14 protein-coding genes are annotated in these 16,973 nt (G+C 74.0%); 7 read left to right on the top strand and 7 right to left on the bottom strand.

Translation table 11 applies throughout. The annotated features are described in order from the left end of the window. The first annotated feature begins 132 nt into the window (after nt 1–132). Both C892_RS0110255 and C892_RS0110260 read left to right on the top strand, forming a co-directional pair. Nucleotides 133–741 (top strand): GNAT family N-acetyltransferase, encoded by a 609-nt coding sequence (locus C892_RS0110255; RefSeq protein WP_040685364.1) that lies wholly within the window; start codon nt 133–135, stop codon nt 739–741. Between the two features lie 108 nt (nt 742–849). Continuing rightward, nucleotides 850–1,779, top strand: a complete 930-nt coding sequence (locus C892_RS0110260; protein ID WP_017557109.1) for an oxidoreductase — start codon at nt 850–852, stop codon at nt 1,777–1,779. Nucleotides 1,780–1,971: 192 nt separating this feature from the next. On the opposite strand, the gene C892_RS0110265 is transcribed toward C892_RS0110260, so the two are convergent. Then, nucleotides 1,972–3,189, bottom strand: coding sequence for an ROK family transcriptional regulator (locus C892_RS0110265; protein WP_017557110.1), 1,218 nt, complete (start codon nt 3,187–3,189; stop codon nt 1,972–1,974). Nucleotides 3,190–3,456: 267 nt separating this feature from the next. On the opposite strand from C892_RS0110265, the gene C892_RS0110270 reads away from it, so the two are divergent. From C892_RS0110270 to C892_RS0110290, 5 genes are all read left to right on the top strand, one after another. Then, nucleotides 3,457–4,746: an extracellular solute-binding protein gene (locus C892_RS0110270; protein WP_017557111.1), complete on the top strand. Its 1,290-nt coding sequence runs from the start codon at nt 3,457–3,459 to the stop codon at nt 4,744–4,746. A gap of 116 nt (nt 4,747–4,862) precedes the next feature. Continuing rightward, nucleotides 4,863–5,861, top strand: coding sequence for a carbohydrate ABC transporter permease (locus C892_RS0110275; RefSeq protein WP_017536751.1), 999 nt, complete (start codon nt 4,863–4,865; stop codon nt 5,859–5,861). Further along, a complete protein-coding gene (locus C892_RS0110280; RefSeq protein WP_017536752.1) occupies nt 5,858–6,799 on the top strand; it encodes a carbohydrate ABC transporter permease in 942 nt (313 codons plus the stop codon). The genes C892_RS0110275 and C892_RS0110280 overlap by 4 nt, the downstream gene beginning before the upstream one ends. Nucleotides 6,800–6,928: 129 nt before the next feature. Then, entirely contained in the window at nt 6,929–8,401 is a 1,473-nt protein-coding gene (locus tag C892_RS0110285) for a glycoside hydrolase family 3 protein (protein WP_017557112.1), read from the top strand. Nucleotides 8,402–8,663: 262 nt separating this feature from the next. Further along, a complete protein-coding gene (locus tag C892_RS0110290) occupies nt 8,664–9,116 on the top strand; it encodes an RrF2 family transcriptional regulator (RefSeq protein ID WP_026124281.1) in 453 nt (150 codons plus the stop codon). Nucleotides 9,117–9,230: 114 nt separating this feature from the next. Here C892_RS0110290 and C892_RS0110295 read toward each other — a convergent pair whose 3' ends face one another. The 6 genes from C892_RS0110295 to C892_RS0110320 form a co-directional block, all read right to left on the bottom strand. Then, complete coding sequence (locus tag C892_RS0110295; protein WP_017536755.1) at nt 9,231–9,587, bottom strand: helix-turn-helix domain-containing protein; 357 nt, start codon at nt 9,585–9,587, stop codon at nt 9,231–9,233. Nucleotides 9,588–9,744: 157 nt separating this feature from the next. Next, nucleotides 9,745–10,230, bottom strand: a complete 486-nt coding sequence (locus tag C892_RS0110300; RefSeq protein WP_083932517.1) for a CinA family protein — start codon at nt 10,228–10,230, stop codon at nt 9,745–9,747. 38 nt (nt 10,231–10,268) lie between these two features. Continuing rightward, complete coding sequence (gene pgsA, locus C892_RS0110305; RefSeq protein ID WP_017536757.1) at nt 10,269–10,889, bottom strand: CDP-diacylglycerol--glycerol-3-phosphate 3-phosphatidyltransferase; 621 nt, start codon at nt 10,887–10,889, stop codon at nt 10,269–10,271. Then, the gene (rimO, locus tag C892_RS0110310; protein ID WP_017557113.1) at nt 10,886–12,358 is read right to left on the bottom strand and encodes a 30S ribosomal protein S12 methylthiotransferase RimO; all 1,473 of its coding nucleotides are present in this window, start codon (nt 12,356–12,358) and stop codon (nt 10,886–10,888) included. Before rimO ends, pgsA begins: the two co-directional genes overlap by 4 nt. Nucleotides 12,359–12,731: 373 nt before the next feature. Further along, complete coding sequence (locus tag C892_RS0110315) at nt 12,732–14,240, bottom strand: RodZ domain-containing protein (RefSeq protein ID WP_017557114.1); 1,509 nt, start codon at nt 14,238–14,240, stop codon at nt 12,732–12,734. A 151-nt stretch (nt 14,241–14,391) separates the two neighbouring features. Then, nucleotides 14,392–16,926, bottom strand: a complete 2,535-nt coding sequence (locus C892_RS0110320) for a DNA translocase FtsK (RefSeq protein ID WP_017557115.1) — start codon at nt 16,924–16,926, stop codon at nt 14,392–14,394. Between the last annotated feature and the right edge of the window lie 47 nt (nt 16,927–16,973).

Raw genomic sequence — 16,973 nt, forward strand, 5'->3', positions numbered from 1 at the left:
GTTCCCGCCCCCTGGGACAGAGGAACAGAAAAGAAGGTGCCTCCGACCGGCCCGCGCGGGAGGATGCCGGGCGAGCGTGAGTGAAAGGAGCCGGTCTCGGTGGTGCATCCGTCCTTCCCTGTCATCCGGGACATGCGCGAATCCGATGTCCCCCGGGTCGTCGAGGTCAGCCTGGCGGCGGACGGGATGTTCGCCGACGCCGGGCTCGTGCTGCCTCCCGACGACCCGCGTGAGCTGCTCGACCATGTCCTCGGAGCCGTCGGCCCCGACGGGCGGCGGCGCTCCCCCGGCCGGTTCGGTGCCGTGCTGGTCGCCGAGGAGGCCGGCGGCGACACCGACGGCACTGGCAGCACTGGCGGCACCGACCGCACTGACGGCACCTACGGCGCGGACGGCACCGACGGCGCCGGGGCCGCCGGGCTCGCGGCGCTCGTGGAGCTGGACGGGGCCGCGCACCTGGAGCAGATCGCCGTCCATCCCGACCACGGCAGGCGCGGCATCGGCCGCGCCCTCCTCGACGCGTCCTGCGCACGTGTCCGGGAGGCCGGGTTCACCGCGATCACCCTGACCACCTTCCGGGACCTGGAGTGGAACGCCCCTTGGTACACACGCCACGGCTTCCGTGAACTCCCCCGCGAGGCCTGGGGCCCCGGGCTCGCCGAACAGTGGCGGGCCGAGGAGCGGGCCGGGATCGCCGTGGCCCCGCGCATCGCGATGCGGCGCGCCCTCGACGCGCCCTGACGAGGGCGGTCCCCTCGGCACCGACCATGACAACTTCCGTTGGCACAGTGTCGCTTGTAGTGTTCGTCGGACGCTCTTCCCCGTCCCCGACCCCCGACGGAGGTTCCGATGGGTGAGACCCCCTGGCGCCCGGAGGACGCACCGCGCCTCGACGGCCGCGTGGCCGTGGTGACCGGCGCCAACAGCGGGATCGGCTTCCAGGCCGCACGCCTGCTCGCCCACCTCGGTGCGCACACGGTCCTGGCCTGCCGCAGCCCCGAGCGGGGCGAGCGCGCCCTCGAACGGCTCAGGGCCCAGACCCCCGGCGCGAAGGCCGAGCTCGCCCTGCTCGACCTCGCCGACCTGGCATCCGTGCGCGCCTTCGCCGAGGACCCGCCCGCCGAGCGGATCGACATCCTGGTCAACAACGCCGGGGTGATGGCCCTGCCCTACCGCACCACCGCGGACGGGTTCGAGATGCAGTTCGGCACCAACCACCTCGGGCACTTCGCCCTCACCGGGCTGCTGCTGCCGCGCCTGCTGGCCGCGCGGGCCCCGCGCGTCGTCACCGTCAGCAGCGAACTCCACCGGATCGGGCACACCCGCTTCACGGTGGACGGAGGGCCGGACCGCTACCGGCGGTGGGACGCCTACGCCGGATCCAAGCTGGCCAACCTGCTGTTCAGCGGCGAGCTGCACCGGCGCGCCGAACGGGAGGGCGGCGCGCTGCTGTCCGCGGCGGCCCACCCCGGCATGGCCGGCACCGACCTCGCCGCCGCCGGGCCGTCGCTGGAAGGGCGGCCCCGTCTGGGGAGCCTCCTGGCCGGGGCCGCGGGGACCATCGGCCACTCCGACCTCGGCGGCGCGCTGCCGACCGTGCGGGCGGCGGTCGATCCTGACGTGCGGGGCGGCGCCTACGTCGGGCCGAGGGGGTTCTTCGGTCTGCGCGGTGCCCCCCGGTTCTGCCGGCCGAGCACGGCCGCGCGCGACCACGCTGCGGCCGCCCGCCTGTGGACCCTGTCCGAGGAGGCGACCGGCGTGGTCTACACCTGGCCGTGATGCGCCACCGGCGCGGGGCCCACCCGGCCTTCGTCCGCACTCAGGTGCGCTGCTCCGGGCAGGAACGCACCCCTCGAGCCCGGTCGGGTGACGACCGGGCGACCAGGAAGCGGTTCTGATCGCCCAGGGCCTTGGCCACAGGACCCCGCCCCGCCGCACCGGCCCGGCCGAGGATCAGGGTCCGGTCCGGGTTCACTCGGCGACCGCCGCGTAGAGCTCCTCTCGCGCGTTCTCCAGGGCCAGGAGCAGCGCTCCGCGGAGCACCGGCTCCTCCACGCGGCCGACGCCGACCTCGGGGGCGTTCGGGCCGATGGCGGGGACGGCCTCGGCGACGCGGCGGGCCAGCTCCTCGCCGCCCGCGCGGGCCACCTCCCCGCCGAGCACCACCAGGCCCGGGTCCAGCACCACGCAGACCGCGGCCACACCCCGGCCGATGCGCTCGGCCAACCGGTCGAGGAAGGCCGCGCCGCGCCCGCCGGGGTCCTCGGCCGCCGCGTCGCGCGCCGCAGTGATCACCTCGGCCGCCCCGGCCCCGGTGACGCCGTGCTCGGCGGCCAGCGCGACGATCTCGCGGCCGCCGACCAGCGACTGGAACCCGTGCTCGATGCCGCCGTCCTGCATGCGCAGCGACTGGAAGCCGCCGGGCCGCCCCACGTCGCGCGGCAGCGGCGCCCCGGGCACCGGCAGGTACCCGATCTCGCCGGCGCCGCCCGAGCGGCCGCTGCGGATCCGCCCGTCCAGCATGATCGCCATGCCCACGCCGCCGGACAGCCACATCAGCGCGAAGTCCCGCTCGTCGCGCGCCGCCCCTTCGGCGTGCTCGGCCATGGCGGCCAGGTTGACGTCGTTCTCGATCAGCACCGGCCGTCCCAGCTCGGCGCCGAGCGCGTCGAACACCCCCTCCAGCCACGCGTGCAGGTCGAAGGAGAACCGCACGGCCCCGGTGCGCGGGTCGACCACGCCGGGCGTGCCGATGACGCAGGCGTTGAGCCGCTCGGGCGGCACCCCCGCGCTCTCCACGAGCTTGACCACCAGGGAGCACACCGCCCCGACGGGGTCGGAGGCGCTCGACGGGTCGATGCTGCCCTGCTCCACCACCGCGCCGGTGATGTCGGCGACGGCGGCGGTGGCCTCGGCGGCCCCCACCTCCAGCGCCACCGCGTAGGCGCTGGAGGGCACCGCCTCGTACAGCGCGGCGTTGGGGCCGCGGCCCCCGGCCTGGCTTCCCGCGACCCGCACCAGGCCGCGCTCCTCCAGGCGGGAGAGCAGCTGTGAGGCGGTGACCTTGGACAGCCCCGTCTCCCGTCCCAGCTGGGTACGCGTCAGCGGCCCCGACGTCAGGAGGAGCTCCAGCGCGGCACGGTCGTTGAGCTGCCGCAGCAGCCGCGGGGTCCCCGGGCGTCGAGACATAACCGTGACACCCCCATCCCTATTAGTTAAGAAAGTTTCCTGTTAGTTTAACGGCCAACGTGAACCAGGTCTCGTTCACACCCCCGGACTCCGGATCCCCGGAGGCGGGGGCGGCGCGCGACCGAACGGCGTACCAGAGCTATACCAGCACACCCCCGCACCCATGACGAAGCCCGCACAGCGTTCGTAGCCGACCCAGAGATGACCGGGGGGCGTCTTCTTCGACGCACGGTCGCGCGCGTGGCGACGCGTGAAGGGAGAGAACCAGTGAGATTCCCGAAGATCGCGGCCGTTCCGGCGGTCGTCCTGCTCGCGGCCGCCTGCGGCGGAGGAGGCGGTGAGGGCGGTGCCGACCCGTCCGGCGCGCCCGACAGCCTGACCGTGTGGGTCATGGGCACCGCGCAGGACCCCCTCGTCGAGTACTTCGACGGCATCGAGGAGCGCTACCAGGAGACCTACCCCGACACCGCGATCGAGGTGGAGTTCGTCCCCTGGGAGGACGCCCAGGAGTCCATCACCAACGCGATGGCCGGCGGCGACGCGCCCGACGTCCTGGAGGTCGGCAACGACCAGACCTCCAACTGGGCCCAGCAGGGCGCCCTGCTCGCGCTCGACGACCACATCGCCGACTGGGAGGACGCCGGCGACCTGGACCAGGGCGCCCTGGAGTACGGCCAGTACGACGGCGCGCAGTACGGCGTCCCGTGGTTCGCCGGCGTGCGCACCCTGTACTACCGGGCCGACTGGCTGGACGACCTGGGGATGGAGCCCCCGGCGACCTGGGACGAGCTGGTCGAGGTCTCCCAGGCCGTCGAGGACGAGCACGACGTCCCCGGGTTCGCCGCCCCCACCGACTTCACCAACGGCATCGCCAGCTTCATCTGGAGCAACGGCGGCCAGATCGCCACCCAGGAGGGCGGCGAGTGGCAGGGGCAGCTCACCAGCGACGAGGCCAAGGAGGCCGTCGAGTTCTACGCCGGGCTGACCGCCGAGGAGGAGATCTCCCCGCAGTCCTACGTCGGTGAGAACGAGCTGGTCCCGCTGGCCGACATGGCCAACGGCGAGTTGGGCATGTACATCGACGGCAGCTGGGCCATGGGCCAGATGGAGGAGCAGGCCGAGGACCCGGCCCTGCTGGAGGAGATCTCCGCCGCGCCCATCCCCGGGGCCGAGGGCATCGCCCCGGCCTTCGCGGGCGGCTCCGCGCTCAGCGTCTTCGCCACCACCGAGTCGCCCGAGTACGCAGCCGAGCTGCTCACGATGATGGCCGACAAGGAGGGCGGCAAGGGCTACGCCGACGCCGCGGGCTACTTCCCGGCCTACCCCGAGCTGCTGGACGACCCCGCCTACCAGGAGGACCCGGTCAAGGCCGCGGGCGCGCAGCAGATGGAGCACACCCAGTTCTTCCCCGCCACCCCGCGCTGGAACGCCGCCGACCAGGACCAGGCGATCCTGCCCTCGGCGGTGCTGGAGATCGTCCAGGGCGATGACGTGGACGAGGTCATGGAGCAGGCCAACAAGGACCTGACCGAGACCCTGAACGAGGAAGTCGAGTAGACCGGGCCCCCTCACAGGCGGGGCGGCCGTCCACCCCTCACGGCCGCCCCGCCGCCCCTCGCCCCGCCCCCACCGTCCCCCGGACCGCTACGCCACCCGAATCGAGAAGTCCCGCCATGGCTCAGACCGTCGAAAAGGCGCCGCCCGACGACCGGGCGGGCGGGCCCGAGGCCCCCGCCGGGCCCGGGCCCCGCCGCGGCCCGCGCCTCAGAATCGGCACCCCGTACCTGCTCATCGTCCCGACCGTGGTCATCCTCGCCGTCGTGCTGCTCTGGCCGATCGTGCAGATGGTCTGGTACTCGATGCACGGGTTCACCACCCGCCACCTGATGCCGAACGCGCCCGCCCCCGAGTTCCGGGGGCTGGAGTACTACCGGCGCCTGCTGACGGACCCCGAGTTCTGGACGATCCTGCGCAACACCGTGGTGGTGTCCGGCCTCATGGTCGGCATCACCATGGTGCTGGGCACCCTGGTGGGCATCCTGCTCAACAAGCTGCCCAAGTGGTTCTCCGCCGTGGTGGCGGTGGGCATGATGCTCGCCTGGGCGACCCCGGCCATCAGCGCCTCGCTGATCTTCCGCTGGCTGTTCATGCCCGACCGGGGCCTGGTCAACGTGGGGCTGGACGCCCTGCCCGACTGGCTGGTGGGCTCGGGCTGGCGGGAGTACAACTGGTTCCTCGAACCGGTGTCGCTGTTCGCCGTGCTCATCATGGTGATCGTCTGGCAGTCGTTCCCGTTCATCGCGGTCTCGGTCCTGGCCGGCCTCAAGAGCATCCCCTCCGAGCTCTACGAGGCCGCCCGGGTGGACGGCGCCGGCCCCTGGCGCAGCTTCTGGAGCGTCACCTTCCCGATGCTGCGGCCGCTGTTCGCGCTGCTGCTGGTGCTGCAGATCATCTGGGACCTGCGGGTGTTCACCCAGCTCTACATCCTCGCCAACGGCTTCCAGAACAAGTCCGTCTACCTGCTCAGCTACTACATCTACCAGCAGGGGTTCAGCGCCAGCCCGCCCAGCTACGGCATGGGCTCGGCGATCGCGGTGGTGATGACCATCATGATCCTCATCGTCACCGCCTACTACCTGCGCATCATGATCCGCCAGGGGGAGACCCGATGACCGCCACCGCGACCTCCGCGCCCCCCGCGAACCGCGCCCCGCGCACGCACCGCGCGCCCCGCCGCCGGCGCTCCCCGGCGGCCCGGCTGCGCAAGGCCGGGCTGTACCTGGCCGGGACGGCCGTCCTGCTCTTCTCGGTCTTCCCCGTCTACTGGATGGTCGCCACCGCGTTCCGCTCCCAGGGCGAGATCTTCTCCCGCGACCAGTCGGTCTTCCCCCGCACCCTGACCCTGGAGCACTTCGACCGGGTGATCAACGGGGAGCTGCTGCCCGGGGTGAGCTTCTGGCAGTTCCTGCTCAACAGCCTGGCGGTGACCCTGGGCTCGGTGCTGGTGGCGGCGCTGCTGTCGCTGCTGGCCGCGGTGGCCGTGGCGCGCTTCCGCTTCCGCCTGCGCACCGCCTTCATCGTGCTGCTGATGGTGATCCAGATGGTGCCGATGGAGGCCATGATCATCTCGATCTTCATCAACTTCCGGCAGATCCAGGACGCCACCGGGGTGACGATGCTCGGCAACCTCACCGGCATCCTGATCGTCTACACCGCCGTCGCCCTGCCGATCACCATCATGATGCTGCGGGGCTTCGTGGCCGCCGTGCCCAAGGAGCTGGAGGAGGCCGCCGCCATCGACGGCGCCTCCAACGCGGTGATCTTCTGGCGCATCCTGATGCCGCTGGTGGCGCCGGGGCTGGTCGCGGCCAGCATCTTCGCCTTCATCACCGCCTGGAACGAGTTCATCGTCGCGCTGACCTTCCTGGGGCGCAGCACCGACTTCTACACGCTCCCGCTCACGCTGTCCTACTACTTCGGACGGACCGGCACCGAGTGGGGGGCGATCATGGCCGCCTCCACGCTGCTGACCATCCCGGTGATGGTGTTCTTCCTCTTCGTGCAGCGGCGCATGGTCTCCGGCCTGACCATGGGCGCGGTCAAAGGCTGACCCGCGGCCGCCGGACCGGGCGCCCGCGCGCGGCGCCCCGCCCGCGCGGGCGCCCTCCCCTGTCCGCACCCCCTCACTCTGCGCGCCTGCGCGCCCGCGCACGGCGCACCCGCAATGAACGGAGCCTCCATGACCGCGGATCCGAGCCTGGACCGCCTCGCCAACGCCACGCTTCTGGTTCCCTTCGAGTCGACCACCGCGCCCCGCTGGATCCTGGACGGACTCGCCGACGGCCTGGCCGGCGTGTGCCTGTTCCACAACAACATCGACCTCTCGCAGGGCCCCGCCGAGCTGGTCGCGCTCAACCGCACCCTGGCCGAGGCCGCGGACGCGCCGCTGATCTCCCTGGACGAGGAGGGCGGCGACGTCACCCGCATCGGCCAGGCGGCCGGCAGCGACTACCCGGGCAACGCCGCGCTGGGCGCCATCGACGACCCCGGCCTGACCGAGGAGGTCCACGCCGGCCTCGGCGCCGAACTGCGCGGCCTGGGCCTGACCCTCGACCTGGCACCGTCGGTGGACGTCAACACCGCCGCGGACAACCCGACCATCGGCACCCGCTCCTTCGGCTCCGACGCCGACCTGGTGGCCCGGCACGCCGGCGCGGCCGTGCGGGGGCTGCAGAGCGCCGGGATCGCCGCCGCGGCCAAGCACTTCCCCGGCCACGGCGCCACCACGCAGGACTCCCACCTGGACCTTCCGGTGGTCGACGCCCCCGCCGACGTGCTGCGCGAGCGCGAGCTGCGGCCCTTCCGCGCCGCGGTCCAGGCGGGGGCGCAGGCGGTGCTCACCGCGCACATCACCCTGCCCGCGCTGGACGTCGACGGCCCGGCCACGCTCAGCCCCACCGCGCTGGCCGGCCTGCTCCGCGGCGAGCTCGGGTTCACCGGCATGGTGATCAGCGACGCGCTGGAGATGGACGGGGTCAGCGGCGACATCGGCGTCCCGGAGGCGGCGGTGCGCGCCCTGCAGGCCGGGTGCGACCTGCTGTGCCTGGGCCGCTTCCGCTACGCCGACGACGTGGCGGCGGTGCGCCGGGCCGTCACCGACGCGGTCCGCGACGGGCGGCTGCCCGCCGCCCGGCTGGAGGAGGCGGCCGAGCGCACCGCGCAGGTGCGCCGGTGGACCGCTCGGCAGCCCGCACCCCCCGCGGACGCCCCGGCCGCCCCGGGCCTGGAGGGCGCGCGCCGCGCGGTGCGGGTGGAGGGCGTGCTGCCCTCCGCCGAGGAACTGGCCGACCCGTACGTGGTGGAGCTGGACGCCCCCGCCGGGATCGCGGTGGGCGAGGTGCCGTGGGGGCTGTCGCCGTGGTTCCCCCGGACCGAGCGGATCCGGGCCGAGCACGACTCCCCCCGGCGGGTCCTGGCCCGCGCGCAGGGGCGGCCGCTGGTGGCGGTGGTGCGCGACGCCCACCGCTACCCGGACACCCGGGACTTCGTGGAGGCGCTGTGCCGGGCGCGGCCCGACGCCGTGGTGGTGGAGATGGGGCTGCCGGTGTGGCGCCCGGAGTGCCGGGCGCACGTGCGCAGCTACGGCGCCGCCCGGGTGAACGGCCAGAGCGTCGCCGAACTGCTCGGCGGAGTCCCGGCCCCGGTGCGGTGAGGATCCGGGGAGGCGGGGAGGCAGGGAGGCAGGGAGGCAGGACACCGAACCGGCGGAACGCGCCCCTGCCGCCCGCCTCCTCCGGAGGCGGCTCGGCTAGGGTGGAGCGTGCGGACCGGTGCCGGCACCGCCCCGGCCCCCGTTCCCCGGCCCAGGACGACGAGCAGTGGAGGCGCCCCGATGGCCCCGATCCCGCCCGCAGCGGCGCCACACCCCCGCCCCTTTGAACCGGACTCCCCTCGATTCACGGCATAATCGCAGCATGCGCCTTTCTGCCCGGGTCGATTACGCGTTGCGCGCCGCAGCCGAACTCTCCGCCGCCAGCGGCGGTCCGGTTACGGCCGAACAGCTCGCGCGCGCCCAGGCCATACCCGGAAAATTCCTTGAGAACATCCTCACCCAGCTGCGCCGCGCCGGCCTGGTGCGCAGCCAGCGCGGCCCCGTCGGGGGCTACTGGCTGGCCCGCCCGGCCGCCGAGATCTCCCTGGCCGACATCATCCGCGCGGTGGACGGCCCCCTGGCCAACGTCCGCGGCGAGCGCCCTGAGGACGTCGACTACGACGGCGCCGCCCGCAACCTGCAGATGGTCTGGATCGCCCTGCGCGCCAGCGAGCGGTCGATCCTGGAGAGCGTGAACCTGGAGCACCTGTCCACCGGGAAGCTCCCCGACGGCGTGCGCCGGCTCGCCGAGGACCCCGACGCCTGGATGAGCTGAGGCTCCCGAGAGCACGGGTGAAGCACATCGGCGGCGCCCCCGACCCATCGGGGGCGCCGCCGTCGCACATGGTCCGCCCTGCGCGCGCCGTCCGGCGGTGCGGGCGGAGGGTCCTCAGACGCCGACCATGTCCACCACGTCGGGGACGCGGTCGGGCACCTGGTCGATGTCGAGGCGGTCGTCGGGCACGGGCTCCGCCGGGACCGAGCCGCTGAGCATCGCCGCCTCCTGCAGTTCGGCGAGCGCCAGCTGGTCCGCGACCTCCCGCAGCACCTGGGACAGGGGGACGCCGAGGGCGCCGCAGATCGAGGAGAGCAGCTCCGAGGAGGCCTCCTTCTGCCCGCGTTCGACCTCGGAAAGGTAGCCGAGGGAGACCCGGGCCTCTGCCGACACCTCGCGGAGGGTGCGGCCCTGTCGCTGCCGAAGCCGCCGTAGCACGTCACCGAGCAGGTGACGAAGCAGGACCATCATTCGCGCTCCCTCCCAGCGGTAGCGACCATCATAAAAACACCGTACCTGTCCGCCGCCTGATCGTCGCACCGCATGGCCAGCTGTTCGCTGGAGGGGTAACGCGATCTTGGTGTCGGTTTGTTCCCCGGTTCGGGCGCCTTGAACGGCCTGGGACCGCCTATTCCCCGGCGGTCCGAGCGGCCTCGGCGGCCAGGGCGCGCAGCGCCGCCAGGGCGGTCGCACGCCGGACCGCGTCCCGGCCGCCGTCCAGATCCAGGCGGTCCACCCTGGTCACGGCGGTGCGCGAGGCGACGGCGGCGTAGACGCGGCCGACCGGTCGGCCGTCCTGCGGCTCGGGTCCGGCCACCCCGGTGACGGCGAGGCCGAAATCGGCCGCGAGCGCCGACCGCGCCCCCTCGGCCATCGCCGCGGCGACGCCGGGGTGCACGGCGCCCTCGCGCGCGAGGAGTCCGGCGGGGACCCCCAGCAGCCCGGCCTTGGCGCCGGTGGCGTAGGCGACGACGCCGCCGCGGTAGACGGCGGACGCCCCGGGCACCGCCGTGACGGCGGCGCCGATCAGGCCCCCGGTGAGGGACTCGGCGGTGGCCAGGGTCGCGCCGGCCGCGCCCAGAGCGGCGAGCGCGGCCTCGGCGGCCGCGTGCAGCTCGGCGTCGGGCGGCCCGTCCCCGCCCGGGGCCGGGCTCAGCCCTCCCCCTCCGGCTCGGCGCCGTCGCCGCCCGCCTTGCGGGCCTTGCGGCGCAGCCGGAAGGCCTGGAACACGTAGTCGCCGCCGGTCCACAGGGTGACCGCCAGGGCGGCGCCCATGAGCACGTGGGCCGCCAGGTGCAGCGGCTCGGGCAGCGGGAACAGGTAGACGGCGATCGCGACCACCTGGAGCACGGTCTTGAGCTTGCCGCCGCGGCTGGCCGGGATCACCCCGTACCGGATGACGGCGAAGCGCAGCAGGGTGATGCCGAACTCGCGGACCAGGATGGCGGCGGTCACCGCCCACCACAGCTCGCCCAGCAGCGACAGCACGACCAGCGCCGAGCCGGTCAGCGCCTTGTCGGCGATCGGGTCGGCGATCTTGCCGAAGTCGGTGACCAGGTTGCGGCGGCGGGCCAGCTCCCCGTCGACGCGGTCGGTGACCGCGGCCACGACGAAGACCGCGAACGCGGCGTAGCGCCACCCGGTCTCGGGGAGGAACATGAGCACCACGAACAGCGGCACCATGACCAGCCGGACCATGGTGAGCACGTTCGCGATGTTCCAGACCGGCGGGTGCTGGGGCGCGGGGGCGGGCACGGATTCCTGCGCGTTCATCGGGTGTCCGGGGATCGGGTGTCCGGGGAGCGGTCGAGGGCGTCGGCGTCGGCGACCAGGTCCACGCCCATGGCCTCGACGACGGTGGCGGGCACGAGGTCGCCGACGGCCAGACCGGTGCCGCGCACCAGGGTGCCGCCGTCGACCTCGGGCGCCTGGTGGGCGGCGCGGCCCTCGTAGGTGCCGTCCTCCAGGTCGTTCTCGATGAGCACGTCGACGCGCTCGCCCACGCGCTCCTCGGAGCGCTGGGACATCAGCTCCTCGGCGAGGCGGTTGAGACGGTCCACGCGCTCGGCGACGACCTCCTCGTCGACCTTGCCGTCCAGGCCGGCGGCCTCGGTGCCGTCCTCGTCGGAGTAGCCGAAGACGCCGACGGCGTCCAGCCGCGCCTCTTCCAGGAAGGCGGTGAGCTCGGCGAAGTCCTCCTCGGTCTCGCCGGGGAAGCCGACGATGAAGTTGGAGCGGGCGCCGGCCCCGGGGGCCGCGGCGCGCACGGTGCGCAGCAGCTCCAGGAAGCGCTCCCGGTCGCCGAAGCGGCGCATCCGGCGCAGCAGCGGGCCGCTGGCGTGCTGGAAGGACAGGTCGAAGTAGGGCACCACGCCGGGGGTGCCGGTGAGCACCTCGATCAGGCCGGGGCGGACCTCGGCCGGCTGCAGGTAGCTGACCCGTACCCGCTCGATGCCCTCCACGCCGGCCAGGCGCGGCAGCAGCGACTCCAGTGCGCGCAGGTCGCCCAGGTCCTTGCCGTAGGAGGTGGAGTTCTCGCTGACCAGGAAGAGCTCGCGGACGCCCTGCCCGGACAGCCACTCGGCCTCGCGGACGAGGTCGCCGGGGCGGCGGGAGATGTAGGCGCCGCGGAAGGCCGGGATGGCGCAGAAGGAGCAGCGGCGGTCGCAGCCGGAGGCGATCTTGAGGTTGGCGACCGGGCCGCCGGTCAGGCGCTTGCGCGGGACGCGCGGGCCGGAGGCCGGGGCCACCCCCTCGGGCAGGGGGTCCAGCGGCGCGGGGGCGAACGCGCCGTGGCCGGGCACGTGGGCGTCGCCTCCGTGCCGCTCCACCGGGCTGATGGGCAGCAGGGTGCGCCGGTCGCGCGGGTCGTGCGGGACGAGCGCGCGCCCGTCCAGGACGTCGTCGAGGCGCTCGGAGATCCCGGTGTAGTCGTCGAAGCTCAGGACCTGGGCCTCGGGCATCGCCTCGGCGAGGTCCTTGCCGTAGCGCTCGGCCATGCACCCGGCCGCCACCACCTTGGCGCCGCCCTCGGCGGCGCTCAGGAGCGCGTCGATGGAGTCCTGCTTGGCGGCCTCGATGAAGCCGCAGGTGTTCACCACGACGACGTCGGCCTTCTCATCGGCCTCGCCGTCGACGAGCTCCCAGCCACCGTCGGACAGGCGGCCGGCGATCTCTTCGGAGTCGACCTCGTTGCGCGCACAGCCGAGGGTGACGAGCGAAACGGTACGGCGCGATGACATAGCTTCCAAGGTTAGAGATTGCGGAGGACCCGGGGTCGCCGGAGCGGGACAGCTGCCCGGCGCGGGCGTCCCCGTGGCCGGTTCCATTGACACCTGTCACATACAGCATAAGACCATGACCGGTCCGGGAGGCCCGCCGCACCCCGCCGACCCCGGTGCGCCGCACCGGCCCGCCCTCGCCGAACCCGCGCCGACCAGGGAGGACGCCTCCGTGGACCGATTCGGTATCGGTGGCCCGTCGCCCGAGACGCCCCCACCGCACCCGAGGGCGCACACGACGTGCGCATTCCCTCGGCCACCCACCGTGATCACCGGGTCCCCGATGGCCCGCGGCCCCGCCGGCGCCTGACCAGAGGGCCGCCCGGCGCGTCCGCTACTCGGCCAGCTCGTCGGCGGAGATGGTGAGGTGCTTCACCTGGCCCCGCCCTCCCGGGACGCCCCGTTCGACGCCGTTGACCTCCAGGTGGACGCCGCCTGCGTTACCCAGGTGGAACCGGAGCTCGTCGCTGTCCTTCCACACCCGGGTGGTGCCCTTCTTCACGGCCCCGGCGTAGATCCTCGTCCCGTCCCCGTCGGTGACACTGAGCCAGGTGCGGTGGAGCGCGTAGAGCCGGACCCGCACCTCCTCGGGGCGCTGCTTGTTCCGCACGGTGGTGGAGATCGCCGGCTGAGCCGTCGTCGCGGCCTCGCGCCGCGCCTTGTCCGTCTCGGCCCCCGCATCCTCCCGGTCCGCCGCGTCGGACTCCCGCGCGACCTCCTCGCCGGCCGCCCGGTCGCCTCCGCCGTCCGGCCAGGCCTGCACCCCCGCGATCACCGCCGCGACCACCAGGACGAGGACCACCGCCACCGGCCAGTGCCGCCGCGCCCGGTCCGCGAGGGCCCCGACCGAGGACGGGGAGCCCGGGTCCCCGGCGCCATCCTCCTCTTCCGGGGCGTCGGCGGCCCCACCGCCGTGGATACCGCCGTCGGCCGTACCGCCCGCCTCGGCCGCCCCCGCAGCGGCACCCGCACCGACCGCCGCCGACGCGCCCGCCGCGGCGGTGCCCCAGCGGCGCCTCCACGGCGCATCGTCGAGTTCGCCGTCGAACTCGTCCTCCCGCGGCCCGGTGGGGGGACGCCGCACGGCCCGCTTCTCCCGCCTCTCGTTCCACTCCGGGCGCGCCCGGGGCGCCTGCGGTACCCGGGGACGCCTCCCGGCCTCCCCCAGGCCTCCGGCGGGCGGGGCGTTCCTCCGGTCCTGCCCGTCACGGGCTTCGCGGCGGTCACGTCCGGTGCGTCCCGCGTGACCGCCCTCCGGGCCCTCCTCGTGCGGCTCGGGGGCCCGTTCCTCATGCGGGCGCCGCCCCTCCTCCTCCGGGGAGCCCTCCGGTGCACCGTCCGACGGGCGCCCGCGGGTGACCACCACGCCCTCGTCCACCGGGGCCGCCCCTTCGGGCCGGGCGTCCCCGGGCTCGCTCGGGCCGTCTGCGGCGGGGCCCCGGAAGGGGCGGAGCACACCCCCGGGCCGCCGCCGGTCCCGCCTCTTGGCCTTGCCGTCCTCGCCCCGGCCGTCCTCGCCCGGGCCGTCATCGGCGCCCTGCCCGGCCCCCGTCCTCCGGGGGTGGACGGTGGGGACCGCGTCCCCGCCCATCAGCGGCGAGGGGGCGCCGCTCGCGTACTCGGCGTCGAAGCGCTCGACGAGGTCGGCCGAGGCGACGCCCAGCTCGCGGCAGACGGACTTGATGTGCCCGCGCGCATAGAAGTCGCCGCCGCACGGCCCGAAGTCGTCGCGCTCGATCCCTTCGAGCACCGACTCCCTGATGTAGGTGCGGGCGCTCAGCTCCTGGATCGAGTACCCGGCCCGGTCCCGGGCCGCGGCGATGATCTGGCCGATCGTGCTCATGTCGCCGCCTCCGCCTGCTCCGCGTGGTCGTCCCATTCCACTGTGCAACCACTACGGCCCGCAAGGGAACAGACACACCCCGTGTGCAGGTAAAAGTGCGTCAACGACCCGCTTCGGGAAGTTCGGCACGCCCCGGGCGGCGGGGCCCGGGTCAGCCCTCTCCGCGCAGCTCCGCCAGGGCGCCCGGCAGGTCGTCCGGCTTGAGCAGCACGTCGCGCGCCTTGGACCCCTCGCTGGGGCCCACCACGCCGCGGCTCTCCATCAGGTCCATCAGCCGCCCCGCCTTGGCGAAGCCCACCCGCAGCTTGCGCTGCAGCATCGAGGTCGACCCGAACTGGGTGGTGACGACCAGCTCGATCGCCTGCACCAGCAGGTCCAGGTCGTCGCCGACCTCCTCGTCGATCTCCTTCTTCTTCGCCTCGGCGCTGCCCACGTCCTCGCGGTAGCTGGGCTCGGCCTGCTTCTTGCAGTGGTCGACGATCTGCCGGATCTCCTTCTCGGTGACCCAGGCGTTCTGCAGCCGGATGGGCTTGCCCGCGCCCATCGGCAGGAACAGCGCGTCGCCCTTGCCGACCAGCTTCTCGGCCCCGGGCTGGTCCAGGATGACCCGCGAGTCCGACAGGCTGGAGGTGGCGAAGGCCAGCCGGGAGGGGACGTTGGCCTTGATCAGCCCGGTGACCACGTCCACGCTGGGCCGCTGGGTGGCCAGCACGAGGTGGATCCCGGCGGCGCGGGCCAGCTGGGTGATGCGCACCACCGCGTCCTCCACGTCGCGCGGCGCCACCATCATCAGGTCGGCCAGCTCGTCCACGATCACCAGCAGGTAGGGGTAGGGCTCGTACTCCCGCTCGCTCCCGGGCGGCGCCGTCAGCTGCCCCTTGCGCACCGCGGCGTTGAAGTCGTCGACGTGCCGGAACCCCGAGGCGGCCAGGTCGTCGTAGCGGCGGTCCATCTCGCCCACGACCCACTGCAGCGCGTCGGCGGCCTTCTTCGGGCTGGTGATGATCGGGGTGATCAGGTGCGGGATGCCCTCGTACATGGTCAGCTCGACCCGCTTGGGGTCGACCAGGATCAGCCGCACCTCGTCGGGGGTGGCCCGCGTCATGATCGAGGTGATGACCCCGTTGATGCAGGTCGACTTACCCGCACCGGTGGCGCCGGCCACCAGCACGTGCGGCATCTTGGCCAGGTTGGCCACGACGTTGTTGCCCTCGATGTCCTTGCCCAGGCCGACCAGCATGGGGTGGTCGTCGGAGGTGGCCGCCGCCGAGCGCATCACGTCGCCGAGGCTGACGATGTCCTTGTCGGTGTTGGGGATCTCCACGCCGATGGCGGACTTGCCGGGGATGGGCGACTGGATCCGCACCTCGGCGCTCTTGACCGCCAGCGAGATGTTCTTGGTCAGCGCGGTGACCTTCTCCACCTTCACCGCCGGGCCCAGCTCGATCTCGTAGCGGGTGACGGTGGGGCCCCGGGTGAAGCCGGTGACCTCGGCGGAGATGTTGAACTGGTCCAGCACCCCGGAGAGCGCCTCCACCACCTCGTCGTTGGCCTTGGTGCGGGGCTTGGGCGGGGTTCCGGGCTTGAGGTACTGCGGCGGCGGCAGGTCGTAGTCGCCCTCGATGGCCCGCGAGGGGATGGACAGCTGCTCCGTGGCGGCCGGGGCCGGGGTGGGCTCCGGCGGGGCCGTCTTGGCCTCGGCCTTGGCGGCGGCGGACTGCGGCTCGGTCTCCACCACCGGGGTGTCGTAGGGCCGCTCGTTCTCGCCGCCCAGCGGGCCCTCGGCGCCCTCCCCGCCTTCGCCGGCGGCCTTGGCGCGCGGCTTGCGCTTGCGCTTGGGGCGCTCCTGGGCGCCGTCCTCGTCGAGGATCCCCAGGCCCTCGCCCGGGCCGTCGTCGGGCGCCATGAGGCCGCCGAAGAGCCGCCGCATGCGCTCGGGGATGCGGTGCACGGGGGTGGCCGTGACCACGAGCAGCCCGAAGACCATGAGCATGCACAGCAGCACCCCGGTCACCCACGGGGTGATCAGCGCGCTGAGCGGCCCGGAGGCGGCGAAGCCGATGAGGCCCCCGGCCCGCTGGACCGGCTCCATGCCCTCGGAGGGCCACGGGATCCCGTGGCCGATGTGGATGAGGCCGAGTAGGCCCCCCAGGAGCGCCGCGCTGCCGATGGCCAGGCGGCCCACGTCGGTGTCGCCGTCGCCGGGGGTGCGCATGAGCCGCCAGGCGAAGGGCAGGAACAGCAGGGGCAGCACCGGGGAGAAGGTGCCGAACGCGCCCACCACGACGGTGCGGGTGGCCTCCGGCAGCGGCCCGCCGGTGTCCCACCACACGGCGGCCGCGATGAGCAGGCCGGCCGCGAGCAGCACCATGCCCAGGCCGTCGCGGCGCAGGTCGGGGTCGAGGTCGCGGGCGCTGCGCCCGACCGCGCGGGCCACCCCGCCCACGGTGTGCGCCAGGCCCTTCCACAGGAGCAGCAGCAGCCGCGCGACCCCGATGAAGGCCATCGCGACCGGCCCCTGGGAGGCCGCGCTCTTCTTGGCGGGGGCGCGCTTCCTGGAGCCGGAGGAGGACGCGCCGCCGCGGGCGGGCGCCTTCCGCTTCCCCCCGGAGCCTGCGCTCCGGGACGCGCCACCGCCGTCTCGCCGGGAGGACTTGGGCGCACGGGTGGCCATGGTGCGCAGCATACTAAGGAACACCGCGGCACATCGCGCTCGACGGCGGGCGTGTCGCG

The organism is Nocardiopsis baichengensis YIM 90130, from assembly GCF_000341205.1.
Classification (GTDB): Bacteria; Actinomycetota; Actinomycetes; order Streptosporangiales; family Streptosporangiaceae; genus Nocardiopsis_A; species Nocardiopsis_A halophila.